Source organism: Sedimenticola selenatireducens DSM 17993 (genome assembly GCF_000428045.1).
GTDB lineage: Bacteria > Pseudomonadota > Gammaproteobacteria > Chromatiales > Chromatiaceae > Sedimenticola > Sedimenticola selenatireducens.
In genome coordinates, this window is the sequence record NZ_ATZE01000009.1 from 66,017 (window position 1) to 80,071 (window position 14,055).

The 14,055-nt window shown below is 55.3% G+C and carries 16 protein-coding genes; 9 read left to right on the forward strand and 7 right to left on the reverse strand.

The window, feature by feature from the left end:
• Positions 1–60: 60 nt before the first annotated feature.
• The 4 genes from A3GO_RS0107935 to A3GO_RS0107950 all read left to right on the forward strand — a co-directional run bounded on the left by A3GO_RS0107935 (position 61) and on the right by A3GO_RS0107950 (position 2,901).
• Positions 61–537: an LEA/WHy family protein gene (locus A3GO_RS0107935; protein ID WP_029132950.1), complete on the forward strand. Its 477-nt coding sequence runs from the start codon at positions 61–63 to the stop codon at positions 535–537.
• Positions 538–980: 443 nt separating this feature from the next.
• Positions 981–1,226, forward strand: a complete 246-nt coding sequence (locus A3GO_RS0107940) for a hypothetical protein (protein WP_029132951.1) — start codon at positions 981–983, stop codon at positions 1,224–1,226.
• A 116-nt stretch (positions 1,227–1,342) separates the two neighbouring features.
• A complete protein-coding gene (locus A3GO_RS23070; protein WP_037374943.1) occupies positions 1,343–1,837 on the forward strand; it encodes a GNAT family N-acetyltransferase in 495 nt (164 codons plus the stop codon).
• 368 nt (positions 1,838–2,205) lie between these two features.
• Entirely contained in the window at positions 2,206–2,901 is a 696-nt protein-coding gene (locus A3GO_RS0107950; RefSeq protein WP_029132952.1) for a transposase, read from the forward strand.
• Between the two features lie 93 nt (positions 2,902–2,994).
• Here the strand turns inward: A3GO_RS0107950 and A3GO_RS0107955 are convergent, their stop codons facing one another.
• Positions 2,995–4,125, reverse strand: a complete 1,131-nt coding sequence (locus A3GO_RS0107955) for a cytochrome P450 (protein WP_029132953.1) — start codon at positions 4,123–4,125, stop codon at positions 2,995–2,997.
• 711 nt (positions 4,126–4,836) lie between these two features.
• On the opposite strand from A3GO_RS0107955, the gene A3GO_RS0107960 reads away from it, so the two are divergent.
• A complete protein-coding gene (locus A3GO_RS0107960) occupies positions 4,837–5,487 on the forward strand; it encodes a thioredoxin family protein (protein WP_037374960.1) in 651 nt (216 codons plus the stop codon).
• A gap of 105 nt (positions 5,488–5,592) precedes the next feature.
• On the forward strand, positions 5,593–6,615 hold the full coding sequence (locus A3GO_RS25290; RefSeq protein ID WP_029132955.1) for a toll/interleukin-1 receptor domain-containing protein: 1,023 nt from the start codon (positions 5,593–5,595) through the stop codon (positions 6,613–6,615).
• Between the two features lie 148 nt (positions 6,616–6,763).
• On the opposite strand, the gene A3GO_RS0107970 is transcribed toward A3GO_RS25290, so the two are convergent.
• The 3 genes from A3GO_RS0107970 to A3GO_RS26075 all read right to left on the reverse strand — a co-directional run bounded on the left by A3GO_RS0107970 (position 6,764) and on the right by A3GO_RS26075 (position 8,376).
• Positions 6,764–7,099 (reverse strand): AzlD domain-containing protein, encoded by a 336-nt coding sequence (locus A3GO_RS0107970; RefSeq protein ID WP_029132956.1) that lies wholly within the window; start codon positions 7,097–7,099, stop codon positions 6,764–6,766.
• Complete coding sequence (locus tag A3GO_RS0107975; RefSeq protein WP_245621690.1) at positions 7,096–7,818, reverse strand: AzlC family ABC transporter permease; 723 nt, start codon at positions 7,816–7,818, stop codon at positions 7,096–7,098. The genes A3GO_RS0107970 and A3GO_RS0107975 overlap by 4 nt, the downstream gene beginning before the upstream one ends.
• A 183-nt stretch (positions 7,819–8,001) precedes the next feature.
• The gene (locus tag A3GO_RS26075) at positions 8,002–8,376 is read right to left on the reverse strand and encodes a hypothetical protein (RefSeq protein ID WP_157606754.1); all 375 of its coding nucleotides are present in this window, start codon (positions 8,374–8,376) and stop codon (positions 8,002–8,004) included.
• 269 nt (positions 8,377–8,645) lie between these two features.
• On the opposite strand from A3GO_RS26075, the gene A3GO_RS23080 reads away from it, so the two are divergent.
• Positions 8,646–9,350 carry a transglutaminase-like domain-containing protein gene (locus A3GO_RS23080; protein WP_169720385.1) on the forward strand — a complete coding sequence of 235 codons (705 nt, stop codon included), beginning with the start codon at positions 8,646–8,648 and terminating at the stop codon, positions 9,348–9,350.
• Positions 9,351–9,387: 37 nt separating this feature from the next.
• On the opposite strand, the gene A3GO_RS0107990 is transcribed toward A3GO_RS23080, so the two are convergent.
• From A3GO_RS0107990 to pdhA, 3 genes are all read right to left on the reverse strand, one after another.
• Positions 9,388–10,518, reverse strand: coding sequence for a dihydrolipoamide acetyltransferase family protein (locus A3GO_RS0107990; RefSeq protein ID WP_029132958.1), 1,131 nt, complete (start codon positions 10,516–10,518; stop codon positions 9,388–9,390).
• A gap of 166 nt (positions 10,519–10,684) precedes the next feature.
• Positions 10,685–11,665, reverse strand: coding sequence for an alpha-ketoacid dehydrogenase subunit beta (locus tag A3GO_RS0108000; protein ID WP_029132959.1), 981 nt, complete (start codon positions 11,663–11,665; stop codon positions 10,685–10,687).
• Positions 11,658–12,734 carry a pyruvate dehydrogenase (acetyl-transferring) E1 component subunit alpha gene (pdhA, locus tag A3GO_RS0108005; RefSeq protein WP_029132960.1) on the reverse strand — a complete coding sequence of 359 codons (1,077 nt, stop codon included), beginning with the start codon at positions 12,732–12,734 and terminating at the stop codon, positions 11,658–11,660. The genes A3GO_RS0108000 and pdhA overlap by 8 nt, the downstream gene beginning before the upstream one ends.
• 374 nt (positions 12,735–13,108) lie before the next feature.
• Here pdhA and A3GO_RS0108010 point away from each other — a divergent pair, with 374 nt between their 5' ends.
• Both A3GO_RS0108010 and A3GO_RS0108015 read left to right on the forward strand, forming a co-directional pair.
• Entirely contained in the window at positions 13,109–13,693 is a 585-nt protein-coding gene (locus tag A3GO_RS0108010) for a TMEM165/GDT1 family protein (RefSeq protein ID WP_335340019.1), read from the forward strand.
• Positions 13,694–13,794: 101 nt separating this feature from the next.
• On the forward strand, positions 13,795–14,055 hold the full coding sequence (locus tag A3GO_RS0108015) for a DUF5062 family protein (protein ID WP_029132962.1): 261 nt from the start codon (positions 13,795–13,797) through the stop codon (positions 14,053–14,055).

Below are 14,055 nucleotides of genomic sequence, written 5' to 3' on the forward strand. Positions count from 1 at the left end.
TAGGTGTGGGGCCTTAAAGGGCTTTGCCCCTCTTAACTTGGACTGTTATTGGAAAAAATTATGCGTATTACTTTACCTTTAGGGCTGTTGCTGTTGGTCTCCCTGTTGCTTTCCGGTTGTGCCGGCATGATGCCCGGTTATGAAAAGCCCCAGGTGAATATCACCTCGTTTGCCCTGGCGCCGGAATCCGCCGCCGGGCAAGCGCCCCGTTTTAATATCGGCATACAGGTGATCAATCCGAACCGAGAGACGTTGTCCCTGAGGGGCATGAGCTACTCGCTGGAGGTGGAGGGCAACCGGGTGTTGAGCGGCGCCACGGCCGATCTGCCTGAGGTGCCAAGTTACGGTATGGCGGACTTCGTGATCGAGGCCAGTCCCAATCTGTTTGGCAGCATCCGCCTGCTGAGCGATCTGTTTGCCCGCCAGCGCGATACGCTGGGTTTCAGCTTCAAGGCACGGATTGATGCAGGTGGCATACTGCCCTATATCAACGTGGAGGAGTCGGGCAGTTTCAGTTTGTCTGAGCCTGGTCGGTGACAGGGGATTCGCGGATAAAGGGGTCATTGGTTTTACGAATAAGGGCACTTCACCAGCGGTTCGCTGTGCCTTCGACAACGTCACCGGAGGGCTAAACCCGCATTACGTCCTGAATACCCCCGGACCAATGACTCTGATTCCATTGATTTTCCTTATCACCCCATTTCAGCCTTCGTTGACAGAAAACAATATCACCTATCCCTTAAACAACACTCGTCCAGTGCCGTGAAGAAATTATTTCATCTGTCATGCTTTGTTTGGTAACTTGTTGAGAATTTAAAATATCCGATTGGTGGATGTTGAATATTGCCCTGATGCAGTATCCCGGAAGAGTCAAATTGATCAAGAAAGGCAGGATAATGCATAGAACAATAAGTCCAGTATTGCAATTGGTTTTGCGAATTTGCTGGGTAATCAACTGTTAGGATACAAGAAGATAATATATGAGTGCTGACAGTTTGATCTTTGCATTTTACGGATTAATTCTTATTGTTGCGGGAATCGGCCTCATGTTTGTTAGGCTTGATCCCGCTTCTTATAAAAAAGACAATGAACGCTATGGCCCGCTATCCAGCATTAATATGGGCATGGCATACACAGTAATCAAAACAAAGAAAACAAAAAATATCATTTCGCTTGTTCTCACATCGGCGGGTATCGCGGTGATGATTTATGCAACACAACAATAATGAAAGTGCATGAAAACAAGCCATAAAATGAGATCAACGGGGTCAAGATAAAAGGGATCAGAGTGATTAATTATATTAATCATTAATTAGATCACCATTGCTCAGGACTAAAATCCATGCATGTACGAATAGCTACCGCTGAAGATTACTCGAGCATCGAGGGCTTACTGCGAGAGCTCAATGCGTTGCATTCTGAAATTGAACCGGAGCTGATCAGGCGAGTCGAGATATATCTGGGCAATGATCAATACCTGCAGATACTCAAAGATGAAAAACAGGAAATTCTTCTCCTTGAGGATGCGGGTACGGTAATCGGTTGTGCGTGGATCGCGGAACGCATGCACGAAGGTGGCCCGGCTATCGAATTGCCCGTCGCGTTTATCTATGAAATATGCATAAAGGAAAGTTGTCGGAGAGAAGGATTTGGGCGAACTTTAATACGGGCAATCGAAAATTGGGCGCTGGATCGGAAATTGGGAATACTGGAATTTAATGTATGGTCCCGAAATCAGGCAGCGCTACAGTTCTATGAAGAGCTTGGTTTCAGGTACGTACGTCATGAAATGTCGAAAAGGCTCGCTCAAAAAAACGCTGACCCCGAACCTACCTGACTTATCAGAAAAACTTCCTCTGAAAAACTTTAAACGGTGTTGCACCGATCCGTTGAATTCATCTCGATAATAAATGGGGTGTCGGGAATTGACTAACCCACGGAATCACTATTGTTACCTTTGTCGAGTTGATTTTGTTTAATGGATGCCGACAGGAGTGAGCAGGTGGATAACGTAGAGTTTAATGTGTAAATGCGTAAATTACTGAAGTAAGTTGGAGTCACTTATTTGCTATAGTTATCTGTTAAACAGCAGGCCGGTCTGGTTGGAAAGCTAAAACATTTGGGGTCAGATGAGAAACTTGATCTCGTACATGTAGGTTCAGATATACTGCCGCTCTATACTTCACTCACGATCAAGGATGATCTATGGCTCGTTTACCCAGGATACGCCTCCCAGGCATTCCGCAACACGTCATTCAGCGCGGCAACAACCGCCAGGCTTGTTTCGGCTCGGACGAGGACTTTGCCGCATATGCGCACTGGCTGAAGGAGTACGCCAGGCAATTTGATGTGGCGATACATGCATGGGTATTCATGACAAACCATGTTCACCTGCTGGTTACTCCGGCGACTGTTGACGGGGTCTCGTCATTGATGCAGTCACTTGGCCGACGTTATGTACGTTACTTCAACTACACTTACAGACGCAGTGGCACACTATGGGAGGGGCGCTTCAAATCCTGTGTGGTCGATGCTGAGGACTATTTGCTTCTCTGCCAGCGATATATTGAGTTGAACCCTGTGAGAGCCGGTATGGTGATGTTTCCGGGTGATTATCGCTGGTCAAGCTATGGATCAAATGGCCTTGGTCGTTCGGCAGCCTGCTGGACTCCACACCCGCTCTACCTGTCACTGGGTCAGACGCCGGCCGAGAGATCGGAGGCATATCGGGCACTCTTTCGTTATGAACTTGATGAGGAGGTTTTGACGGATATTCAGCGGAGCGCTGATCAGGGGATGGCGCTTGGAAGTGTGCGTTTTAAGGAAGAGATCGAGAGGTTGTCTGGTCGGCGTGTCGTTAATTTGAAACGTGGCCCGAAAGGCAAGGCTGGTGCCGGATAGTTTTTCATCTGACCCCAAATTAACCCCAACCGACAAAACTGCTGAATGGTTGAGTTTTGTAATCAGACTTTCACCGTAATACCTGACCACGCACTAGAGGAATATCACCGGCACCCGATGGTACCCACCCACGGGCGCCACTTCCCTCTCTGGTTGTTGGTCGGGCGCCAGCTTGATGGTCTGCACCGATGCCAGCAGTGCCTGCAAAGCAATGCGTAGTTCCCAGGTGGCCAGCAGCCGCCCCGGACAAACGTGTTTCCCAATCCCGTAGACAAGGTTTGCTGCCGCGTTCCTCTCGGGATCAAACCGGTTGTTGTCGAAGACCGCCTCATCGCGGTTGGCCGAGGTCCAGTTCAGCTTAACCCGGGCACCGCTCGGGATATCCTGACCCCCGATCTGCACCGGGCACGTGGTGATGCGCCGATTAGACACAAACGGGTCGTCGAGGCGCAAAACCTCATCGATGACCGCTTCCACTTCGTTGTCCGAGGCAGTACGTAACCGCTCTGCAAGTTCTGGTTGCTGAGCGACATGGGCCACGAGTACGCCGACACATAGCGCGATAGATCCCAGGTCGCCTCCGGTCCAGTTGCGCAGGATCGACACTAGTTCCGTCTCCGTCAGCAACCGCCCATCCACCACCTCGTGGCAAAGCCGGGTGGTCACGTCATCGGGAGCGTTGCCTTCCGTTGCACGGCGGGGCAGTATGACCGAGAGAATGATCTTGTCGAATTGTTCGGCAACGTTCACCATCCAGGCATGGTCCCCGGAGCGTGTCGCTGCGTGGTTCTCCGCCATCCACTCCAGCAGTCGTGGTTCCAACTCGGCAGGCCAACCCAGCCATTCACACTGGGCACGTACAGCGAACACGGCGCCGATGTCGCTTACGGCGTCCAGCACCGAGCCCCTGGGCAATTCTGCCATCAGTTGGGCTGCAACACTTTCGAAGACGGGTATAAACGGTTCCAGGGCGTCATGGCCAAGGTGCCGCTCGATAACTTCTCTATAGCGGGTGTGTTCCTCACCGTCAAATCCGTTGGGAACCTGCAGGTAGCGAGAGACTCTGCTGGAGAACCGCTCGTGATCCAGGGCCGCGGCGACGACGTCGGCATGCCTGAGTAACACCCATTCGCCGGCAACGTTTCTGATCACTGGATGCTTGGGTCTCAACTCGTCGGTGTAGGCGCGCAAGTCGCGGCCGGTAGCGGACAAGTCATCTGGCATGTGATCGGTCATGTTGGCTCCTTGACTATCAAAGTATACTACTTGCTTGGCAACAGCATCGTTGCTCGATTCTTACCTCCCCAGCATCGGTATCCAGTAGTGAAATACCTTCTGTCTTTTCATCTGCCCCGCTAGCTGCCGCCAATTCTGTTGGCTCTGAGTGTTTGGAGATATTTTTCTATTTATCACACAAATGGTTGAGACTGGTTGGCGCAAAGTTTCATACGAGCTTTTAATACTAACTGCGAGTTTTTAGTGTATCAAAATGCCATGCTTCGGCGAACGAACGGTTGTCTCCGGTTTTACCGGTTCACCGCGCCCGTAAAATCAATGGAGTCGCGCCGAGTCCCTTTATCACCTGTCAGGTTGATTGCATGCACTACAATTAAGTTAGCATGTTTTGTGCGGATGGGTGCTCTCAGGATCGGCAGGTGGAACAGCATAGCGACTATTCTGGACGGACTGCGCAGCAAGGCCCGAGAGCTATCACGTGGCTCTTCAGAATCATCCCTACGGTAAGTCTGTTTATTTCAGGGGAGTTTCTATCCGATTCATCAATCTATAATCGGGTGTGGCGGCAATGTTTTTTTGGTCCTCAGTACAAGACCGTTTTTAATATGATGCCGCTGTTAGCGAAAGCAAGTTAAGATAGACGGCAAGATTTCTCCCTATGAATATCGTGGCAATTCCTTCTAAATATTTATGAATCGTATGAGCAATGAAATTAGCGAAAGCCAGGCACCTGACGCATTGATGTTGCTGAGCACACATTGCGCGCATTGTCCGTCGGTGTTGAACAGCCTTGCCGAACTGGTGAAACAGGGTGTGCTGGGGAAGCTTGAAGTGATTAATTTGGAGCAGCGCCCCGAGGTCGCACGGCAACTGGGTGTGCACTCGGTGCCCTGGGTGCGTATCGGTCCGTTTGAACTCACCGGGCAACGCAGTCTGGCGGAGTTTCGGCAGTGGGCACAAACGTCTGCGACACACGAGGGGGTTCGGGACTATATCGAGACCATGTTGGCCGAAGGCGAAGTGGAACGGGTATTGACCATGATTGCCAAGGACGCTGGCGTAATGGCGCGGGTAATCGAACTGCTGGACTTTGCAGACGAAAAACTCAATGTGCGCCTCGGGATCGGCGTGATTATGGAGGAGTATGAAGGCCGATCACTGTTGCAGGAATACATACCGCAACTGGGCAAGCTGACGCAACACGCCGACCCCAGGGTGCGTGGTGATGCCTGCCACTATCTGGCGCTGACTCATAGCAGCAACGCCCGGGAGTTCGTCCGGAAGCTGCTCCATGACGAGAACGCAGATGTTCGTGAAGTTGCCGAAGAGAGCCTGTCCACCTTGCGATAAGTGAAGTGGTGGGCGGTTCCCGGAAGGGTTTATATCAGGGTCAGACGCTCCCTTTCTGAATCGATGGAGTGAAGACAGGCGCCGGACTGTCTGAGGAGGTTGCTGGTGATACCCAATGCTCGTGTGTTCCTGTCTCACAGCTCCCAAGACAAGGCCTTCGCTCGCCGTCTTTCCGAGGATCTGAAGCGACATGGTGCGACAGTATGGTTAGACGAGGCTGCGCTCCAACCGGCTGTGCGCTGGAAACAACAACTCGATAATGCCATTTCCGATAACGACTTCGTGATCGTTGTGCTCACTCCCGACTCTGTTGACTCGAAATGGGTGCAGTACGAGATTAATCAGGCTCTTGCCCACGGTGAGCGGGAAGGTCGGTCCAAGCTTATCCCCCTGCTTAAAAAGGAGTGTGATGTACCCCGCGCGCTGCGCCATCTCCATCTAGTTGATTTTTCTGTACGGGGCTCGTATCGGCGCAGTCTCCGGCGACTCATAGAGATCTTCGAGCGATCTTGGACCCACCCGCGACACCAGAGGCGGCCGTGGACAAAAAAGAACCTGCGCCTGGCACTACGTGCCGGTATTCTTCGAGAATTCAATGGCCAGCTGGTGTTTGGGGCCAGGGTCGCCGAGCGATTGCGCACCTACGGAGCGCGTTGGCTCCGAGGACGCCCAATCTATTTCTCAGACCACGTATTCAACGACTGGCAAGAGTACTCCGGCATCTCTGTACTTCACTCGATAGATCAGAACGCCGACCTCACCGAGGAGGAAGAGATATCCCTCGCTCACGAGTCCCATCAGCACTTACTCGATTTTTTGCTCGATCTCGGCACGGGGATAGGGGTGCTTGAGGATGATCTGGAGGTAGTCAAGGTGAGTGAGGAGATGGGCACTGAGATGCAGGAATGGATCCCACGGCTAAACGAACTGGGCTTCAACGAGGACACTGACGGCGAGATTCGGGCGGCCACCACGATGCTCTTTGTTGAACTGATTCGGGAGCGACTCATCGAACGAATCCCCGAGATGACCTCCTTTGCCGAGCCGTTAGGTATCGTTATTCACGATGCATTCGGGTTTTGGTCAGGGTGCGTTGAGCCGACAGAGCTGGACTCGCATGAAGCATAGACAGATACCGGCGACGAAAACAACGGTGTCAGGTTTTGACGTGATAGTTATAAGAAAAGCAATTGGGATGAATGGAGACGAAAACACCGCAACTCGTCGTAACCGTTTTTTGGAGGGACACCCTACTGGCTCCATCCATCTTACGCTTCTACATTGACCCGATAATAAACTGTACGCCGTACAACGTTGCCATACCTGCGGCGATGGCACCGATCACGTTGTTCGACCAGACGCCGACGACCAGCACTGCCAATGCCGCAAGCAGGCGGGAGGGTTCGGGCTGACCACCGGTGGCATGTGGCCAGATCACCAGTGGGGTGATCAATGCGGGGAGGACACCGACCGCGACATAACGTAGATGATGCAGCAGCCATTCCGGCAGCGGGCGCCCGCCGATCAGACCGAGAAAGGAGAAGCGGATAAGATAGGTGCCTATGCCGAGGCCGATGATGACGATCCAGATAGTACCACTGTCCGGGCTCATGTCTGGCGCTCCTTCAACCACAGCTCGGTGCGCGCGCCGGCCATCATCGCCGCCACAGCAGCCACCAGTAACCACAGGTTGTAAGGCATCCAGGCCAGTAGCAAAGCCATGGTGATCGATACCAGTGCGGCGGCCAGGTGGGGAAGACTGCGCAACATCGGTGCGACCAGTGAGATAAAGCAGATCGGGATAGCAAAGTCGAGTGCATAGGACTCCGGGATCGCCTTGCCGATCAGTGCGCCCAGCAGGGAGAATCCGTACCAGAATGGGCAGATGCTGGTTGCAGCACCAAAATAGTAAGCCAGCTTCTCTTTTATCGGCCACTGGGGGGTGTGTTCGTACTGCCTGATCGAAACCGCAAACGTCTGGTCGACCATGAAATAGGATGCCAGCATGCGGGTTTTGAGCGGCGCTTTGCCGAGGTGGGGTACCAGCGCGGCGGAGTACATCGCCATGCGCAGGTTTACCACCAGAGAAACCAGAATGACGATGAAGGTTGGTGTGTGATCATCAATCAGTGCCAGCGCGGTAAATTGTGCGGCTCCGGCGATCACCAGGATGGTCATCGACATCGTCTGGATCAGATCAAGTCCGGTCTCTGCAGCCGCCACGCCAAACAGCAGACCGAAGGGGGCGACAACCAGGATAAATGGACTGCAATCCAGGAAGCCTCTCCAGAAGGTGCGATGGGTGTTGGACATGGTGGTTGAAAATTCCATTCAGGGTACGGTTGGCTATCCTGGCCAGTATGGCTCATCTGGTGGCGCTTGTGTGAGCAGATAAGGTGAGGCCATTACAAGCTGTATTCATCGACATGCGGTGTGAGCTGTTGCGCGAGTGGCAGTTGAGCAAAAAAGCGGATCACCCACACAAGAAAAAAATCATGGACCGCAACAGCATCGCTAATCCCCGCAGCCACCATCGCCGTCACAGGAATCGAAACCACATGAAGATCCACCATCACCCCCGCGAGATGAGCCAAAGTCAAATGGCAGTGTGGCGAGTCGATACCCCAAAATAATCATTAATGAAGGGATGGCTAATAGCCAGCTGAATGTTTTGAAACCGGCAATAAAAAAACAACCAAAACCTATCAGTCCCCAGCCGATCCAATTTCCAGTATCCGGCTGGTATGGTTGATACAGGGCGGTTAGACAGATAGCAAAGATTGCTGTGGCAATACTGCTTGCGATACTAAATCCTAATGGTTCATTAATGTAATGATACCCTACAAGAATCAAGAGAATTACGCCGAATAGTCTTAACGCAGTAATCATGAACGAGTTGAATCCTGTAGCTCTGTTTGGGTGATTCTATCTAATCTTGCAGGCCAATCGCTACCGCTTAAAAACGGATGAAGTGATTCCAACTACAGGCGTGGAGATCATGGTTCTTGCATCGGAAGATAAGAGTGATGGGAATCGTGTGCTGCCGCTGTTTTCTATAGCGTTCTGCATTGACCGATTACCCCGCTGTCATGTTGTCGAAACCCTGGCAATCGTGCCGTGTATTCGGTTACTCTGATGTCTCGAAAAGGAGACGCTGCATGTCCAATCCAATGTCCCAACCCAGTCAAAAACCCGAGGACTATCTTCAGGCCGGGGATTTAATTGACTCTGGCAATACACATGTCGTCGATTTCACAAACCGCCATCGGGTGAGTGGCGAGGCCCCCGTTGATGCCGCTGTCCGTCTCTACCTGGCGGTGCGCGACGAGATCACCTACGATCCCTACCGGGTGGGGCCCGACCCGCGCTACTTTCGTGCCAGTGACTGCCTGGCCACGGGGCGCGGCTTCTGTATTCCCAAGGCCGCACTGCTGGCCGCCTGTGCGCGTGTCATCGGCATTCCCGCACGGGTCGGATATGCCGACGTGCGCAACCACCTCTCGTCCAAGCGACTCGATGAACTGATCGGTGGCAACGTCTACACCTGGCACAGCTATACCGATCTCTATCTGGATGGTCAGTGGGTCAAGGCCACGCCGGCCTTCAACAAGGAGTTATGCCAGCGCTTCGGTGTGCATGTGCTGGAGTTTGACGGGCGAAATGACTCCCTGCTCCAGGAGTTCGACCAGTCGGGGAATCGTCACATGGAGTACGAGGGTCAACGCGGTGTCTTCAGTGACGTACCGTATGAGCTTATCCTCGCCGATTTCGAGAAGCATCATCCCAGGTGGCTGCATAACCGTGCCGACCTGGATGATGAACTTTTCGGGCATAAGGCTAAGGCCGGAAACGACATGGCGTGACCGATTCCGGTCACGCCGTTCCCTTGCAGGCTTTCAATTATTCACCAAGCGATTTCATCAACACGCCCAGGAAACGTCCCGCCTCGCCACCGGTCACCGCCCGGTGGTCGAAGGTGAGCGAGAGCGGCAGCAGTCGGTGTACCGCGGGTTCTCCGTTTGCCGGTACAACGGCATCGTAGCTGTGTCCCGCGCCGAGAATAGCGACGGTGGGCGGCACCACAACGGGATTGGCATGCCGGCCGGCGATGGTGCCGAAGTTGGAGAGTGTGAAGGTGTTGCCGCGCAACTTGTCCGGGGCAATAGTGCGATCCTTGACCGCCTGTTTGATTCGGTTTAGCTCTTCTCTCAGTTGGCTGGTGGAATACTGTCCGACATCCGGTATCACCGGGACAAACAGACCGTCCGAGGTATCGGTGGCGATGCCCAGATGCACCTTTTTCAACAGGCGCCGCCCGATGGCGTGGGCGTCATACCAGGCGTTGAGCGAGGGCTCCGCCTCGCAGGCCGCCAGGATCGCCAGGATCAGTCGCACCGTGACGTCTTCGCCCCCCTTCCAGTGCTGGATGTCCACCACGTCAAACAGAGTCACCGGGACCACTTCGGCGTGGGCCTGTGCCATGCTGCGTGCCATGGAGCGCCTGACCCCGCGCAACAGTTCCATGGGACCGACCTCGGCGAGGATTCTGGCCACCCGCTGCACGTCGGTGGCGGTGACCGTATCCTTGGGGCCGGTGGGGGTGACGATGGAGAGATCCACATCCAGTTGTTTGGCCAGGGCCCGCACGGCCGGGGTGGCCTTGATGCCGCTGCCGCCGCGGCTGGTAATTTCGCTGGCGCGCTCCCTGATCACCTCGCCGCCGGTCTTGACTTCACCGACCACGGTGCCGCTATCCTCCCTGACCGGCTTGACCGGTTCTGCCGCCGGGGCCTCGCCTTCGACCCGGTATTCCACCAGTGGGTCGCCTACCTGCACGATGTCGCCATCCTCCCCGTAGCATTTGGCGATGATGCCCGTTTCGGGTGAGGGGATCTCGACGATCGCCTTGGCGGTCTCCACCGAGAGCAGTAGCTGTCCCTGTTCCACGGTATCACCCGGTTTGACCTGCCAGGAGACGATTTCCGCCTCCTGAAGTCCTTCGCCCAGATCGGGTAGATTGAATAGTTTCATGCGGCACCTCCCTCGGCAACCGCTCCCTGCGTTGCTCTCGACCGCCTGTTCCCGACGCGGTCTACCTCCCCCATCCATGGGGTCGTACCTCCTGCATCCATGCAGTCGTGTGCCGCACCCTGACGGGCGGCCTTTGGCCGTGAAAATTGACTCTCCTGATGATTTTTCATGCGAACTCCATGGTCTGTCTGACGGCCTGTACGATGCGCTCTGTGCCGGGCATGTAGTGCCCCTCCAGGCGGAACATCGGCATCACGGTGTCGAAACCGGTGACCCGGCGAATAGGGGCGAACAGGGACATCAATCCCTCCTCGGCCAGTCGGGCGGCGATCTCGGCACTGACACTGCAGGTACGGGCGGCCTCCTGCACGATGACACAGCGGCCGGTTCGCCCGACCGATTCGAGAATGGTCTGCATGTCGATCGGTTTGATGGTGGCCAGGTCGATCACCTCGGCATCGATACCCTCACCGGCAAGCTGTTCGGCGGCCTGCTGGGTCTCATGCAGCATGGCGCCCCAACTGACCAGGGTGATGTCACTGCCCGGTCGCAGGACGAAACAGGTGTCCAGCGGCAGCGCCTCGCCGTTATCCTCCACTGCCTGTTTCATCAGGCGGTAGACCCGCTTCGGTTCCAGGAACACCACCGGGTCGGGATCGCGAATCGCCGCCAGCAGCAGGCCGTAGGCGCGGGTGGGGGAGGAGGGAATCACCACCCGGATACCGGGGATATGGGCAAACATCGCCTCGGTGCTCTCGGAGTGGTGCTCCGGGGCGTGAATCCCGCCGCCGTAAGGTGCGCGCAGCACCATCGGGCAGCTGAGGCGTCCGCGGGTGCGGTTGCGCATGCGTGAGGCGTGGCTCACCATCTGGTCAATGGCCGGGTAGATGAAGCCCATGAACTGGATCTCCGCCACCGGGTGCAACCCCTGAACGGCCATGCCGACCGCCGTGCCGGCGATCATGTTCTCCGCCAGTGGCGTGTCCAGTACCCGCTCGTTACCGAATTTTTCCAGCAGACCGACGGTGGCGCGGAAAACGCCGCCGTTGACCCCGATATCCTGGCCCAGAACCACCATTTCCGGGTCATGCTCCATTTCATGCATCAGGGCCAGATTGACCGCTTCAACCAGGGTGATATCAGTCATTGCTCGACTCCCTGACCAGCAGTGATTGGCGCTGCTGGTGCAACTCCTGCGGCAGTTCAGCATAGAGCCAATCAAACATGCTCTCCGGTTTCGGTGGCGCGCTGTCGAGGTAGTGCTGCACCTCCTGCTCAATCTCCGCCTTGCAGTCCCGAATCAGCACGCTCTCCTGTTCATCCGACCAGAGTTGGCGTGCCTCCATGAACCGTTTCAGGCGCGGTACCGGGTCCAGCTTGCGATGCGCCTCCAGTTCCTCATCGCTGCGGTAGCGGGTAGCGTCGTCGGCGGTGGTGTGATGACAGAGGCGGTAGCTGATCGCTTCGATAACGGTCGGACCGCCGCCGCCGCGGGCCTTCTCGATCGCCTCGGCCACATGGTGGCGCACCGCAATCGGGTCGTTGCCGTCGATCTGGATGCCGGGAATACCGGCGGCAATTGCCTTCTGGGCCAGGGTCTCTGATTTTGTTTGCAGGCTGCGTGGTACCGAGATGGCCCATTGATTGTTGTTGATGACAAAAACCAGCGGCAGGTTCCATGCCCCGGCCAGGTTGATCGCCTCGTAGAAATCCCCCTTGGAGGTGCCGCCGTCACCCAGCAGGCAGACCACCACCCGGGGCTGCTGGCGATATTTTATGGCGAACGCCACGCCGGCGGCCTGGGTGGTGTGGGTGGAGATGGGTACGCAGATGGGGAAGTCGTCTCCCAGATCGGGATTGGCCATGCCGCGTTCATCACCACCCCAGTAGAGCAGCAGATCCCGGACCCGGAAGCGGCGAAACAGCAGGGCACCATTCTCACGGAAACTGGGGATGATAATATCCTCGGGCTGCATGGCGTGTCCGACACCGGCGCCTATCGCCTCCTGTCCCAGGGATGAGGCGAAGGTGCCGATCTGGCCGGTGCGCTGCAGGGCGATGGCACGCTCGTCATAGAGTCGGGTAAAGACCATGTTTTTGTACAGGGCGTGAAGCGTCTCTGCGTCGTCGGCCAGCGGGGGAAGATCGCCCTCCGGTTCGCCATCGGGTCGCAGGAACCGATGGTACTCCACACTGAATGTCGTGGTCTGATTCAAACTGGACCTCCTGTGCTGCAAGCACCCAAGCCGTGCCAAATGAAGATCTGTGGCATCCCGCGAAATTTCTGTTTTCGCAACAGATCGCTTTGTTAACTCTTTCGGGCTCTATCGCTGTTGTCAGGCGTTACGCTATGTTTGCCAAGTTTGTGTGTGCACTTATTGTTCAGATGCCCGATAGCTGTATTCAAGATTGTGGTTGTTATCACAGAGTTTAGTACATCTCTCATGGGATAACGGGTAAGGTGGGATGGTCTGCTGTGACTTGGACAAGATGGAGGTAATAGAAGCTCACTTGAACAAAACGCTATAGAATGCCCGCAGATCCGAGCAATTTTCCCCAAGAAATCTTATCTGTCATCCTGTATTTTATGATGTCTCCCGAATCATTCACTGTTTCACTCTCCACGTTCTCCCTGATTGCCCTGGCTGAACTCGGTGACAAGAGTCAGCTGGTCTGCATGACCCTGGCGGCGCGACACCGTCACTGGCCGGTCATCCTGGGGGCTGCCGTGGCCTTTGTGATACTCAATCTGTTGGCTGTGCTGTTCGGCGCCGGTGTGGCCGCCTGGATGCCGGAGCGGGTAATGGCCGGTGTGGTGGCCGTACTGTTTGGCGGCTTTGGCATCCATGCCCTGTTGACCAGGGAAGAGGATGATGCGGTTGCCGTGCAAGAAAAACCGGGGCATGGCATTTTCCTCACGACGCTGGTGTTGATTCTGGTGGCCGAATTTGGTGACAAGACCCAGATTGCGGTGGCGGGCCTCGCCGGCAGTATGGCCCCGCTGCCGGTCTGGATTGGCGCCACCGGGGCGCTGGTGCTGGTCTCCGCTCTGGGCGTCTGGGCCGGTCGGACCCTGCTGCAGCGCCTGCCGCTGCACTGGTTGCACCGGGTCGGTGGTGTGATTTTCCTGCTGTTTGGGCTGCTGGCGGCCTGGCGTGCATTCACGCTGGTATAGCGGAAGGCGATCGTCGGGTTACGCCTTTGGCTGATGCGTTCTACAATGCTGTGCTATGGATGCGCCATCTGTATACCGCGTGAAGAGAAAAGGTCTTGATTATGAAAAAGCTGAAGAACGAAAAAGAACTCATCAAGGAGGCGATCCGGGTGGGGATGATCTATGCCGAGAAACGGGGTGCCGCGGAGTTCGAGAAGACCGATTCACAACAGCTGAAGGTGGAGTATCTTTACCGTTTGCTGGTACACGACAAGCAGATACAACCGCTCGCCAAGGATCAGTTGGGCGATCCGGGTATGCGGCACAAGCTCGCTATCTGGATCTCCAAGCTGCTGCCGGACGATCATCCGCTTAACCAGTAG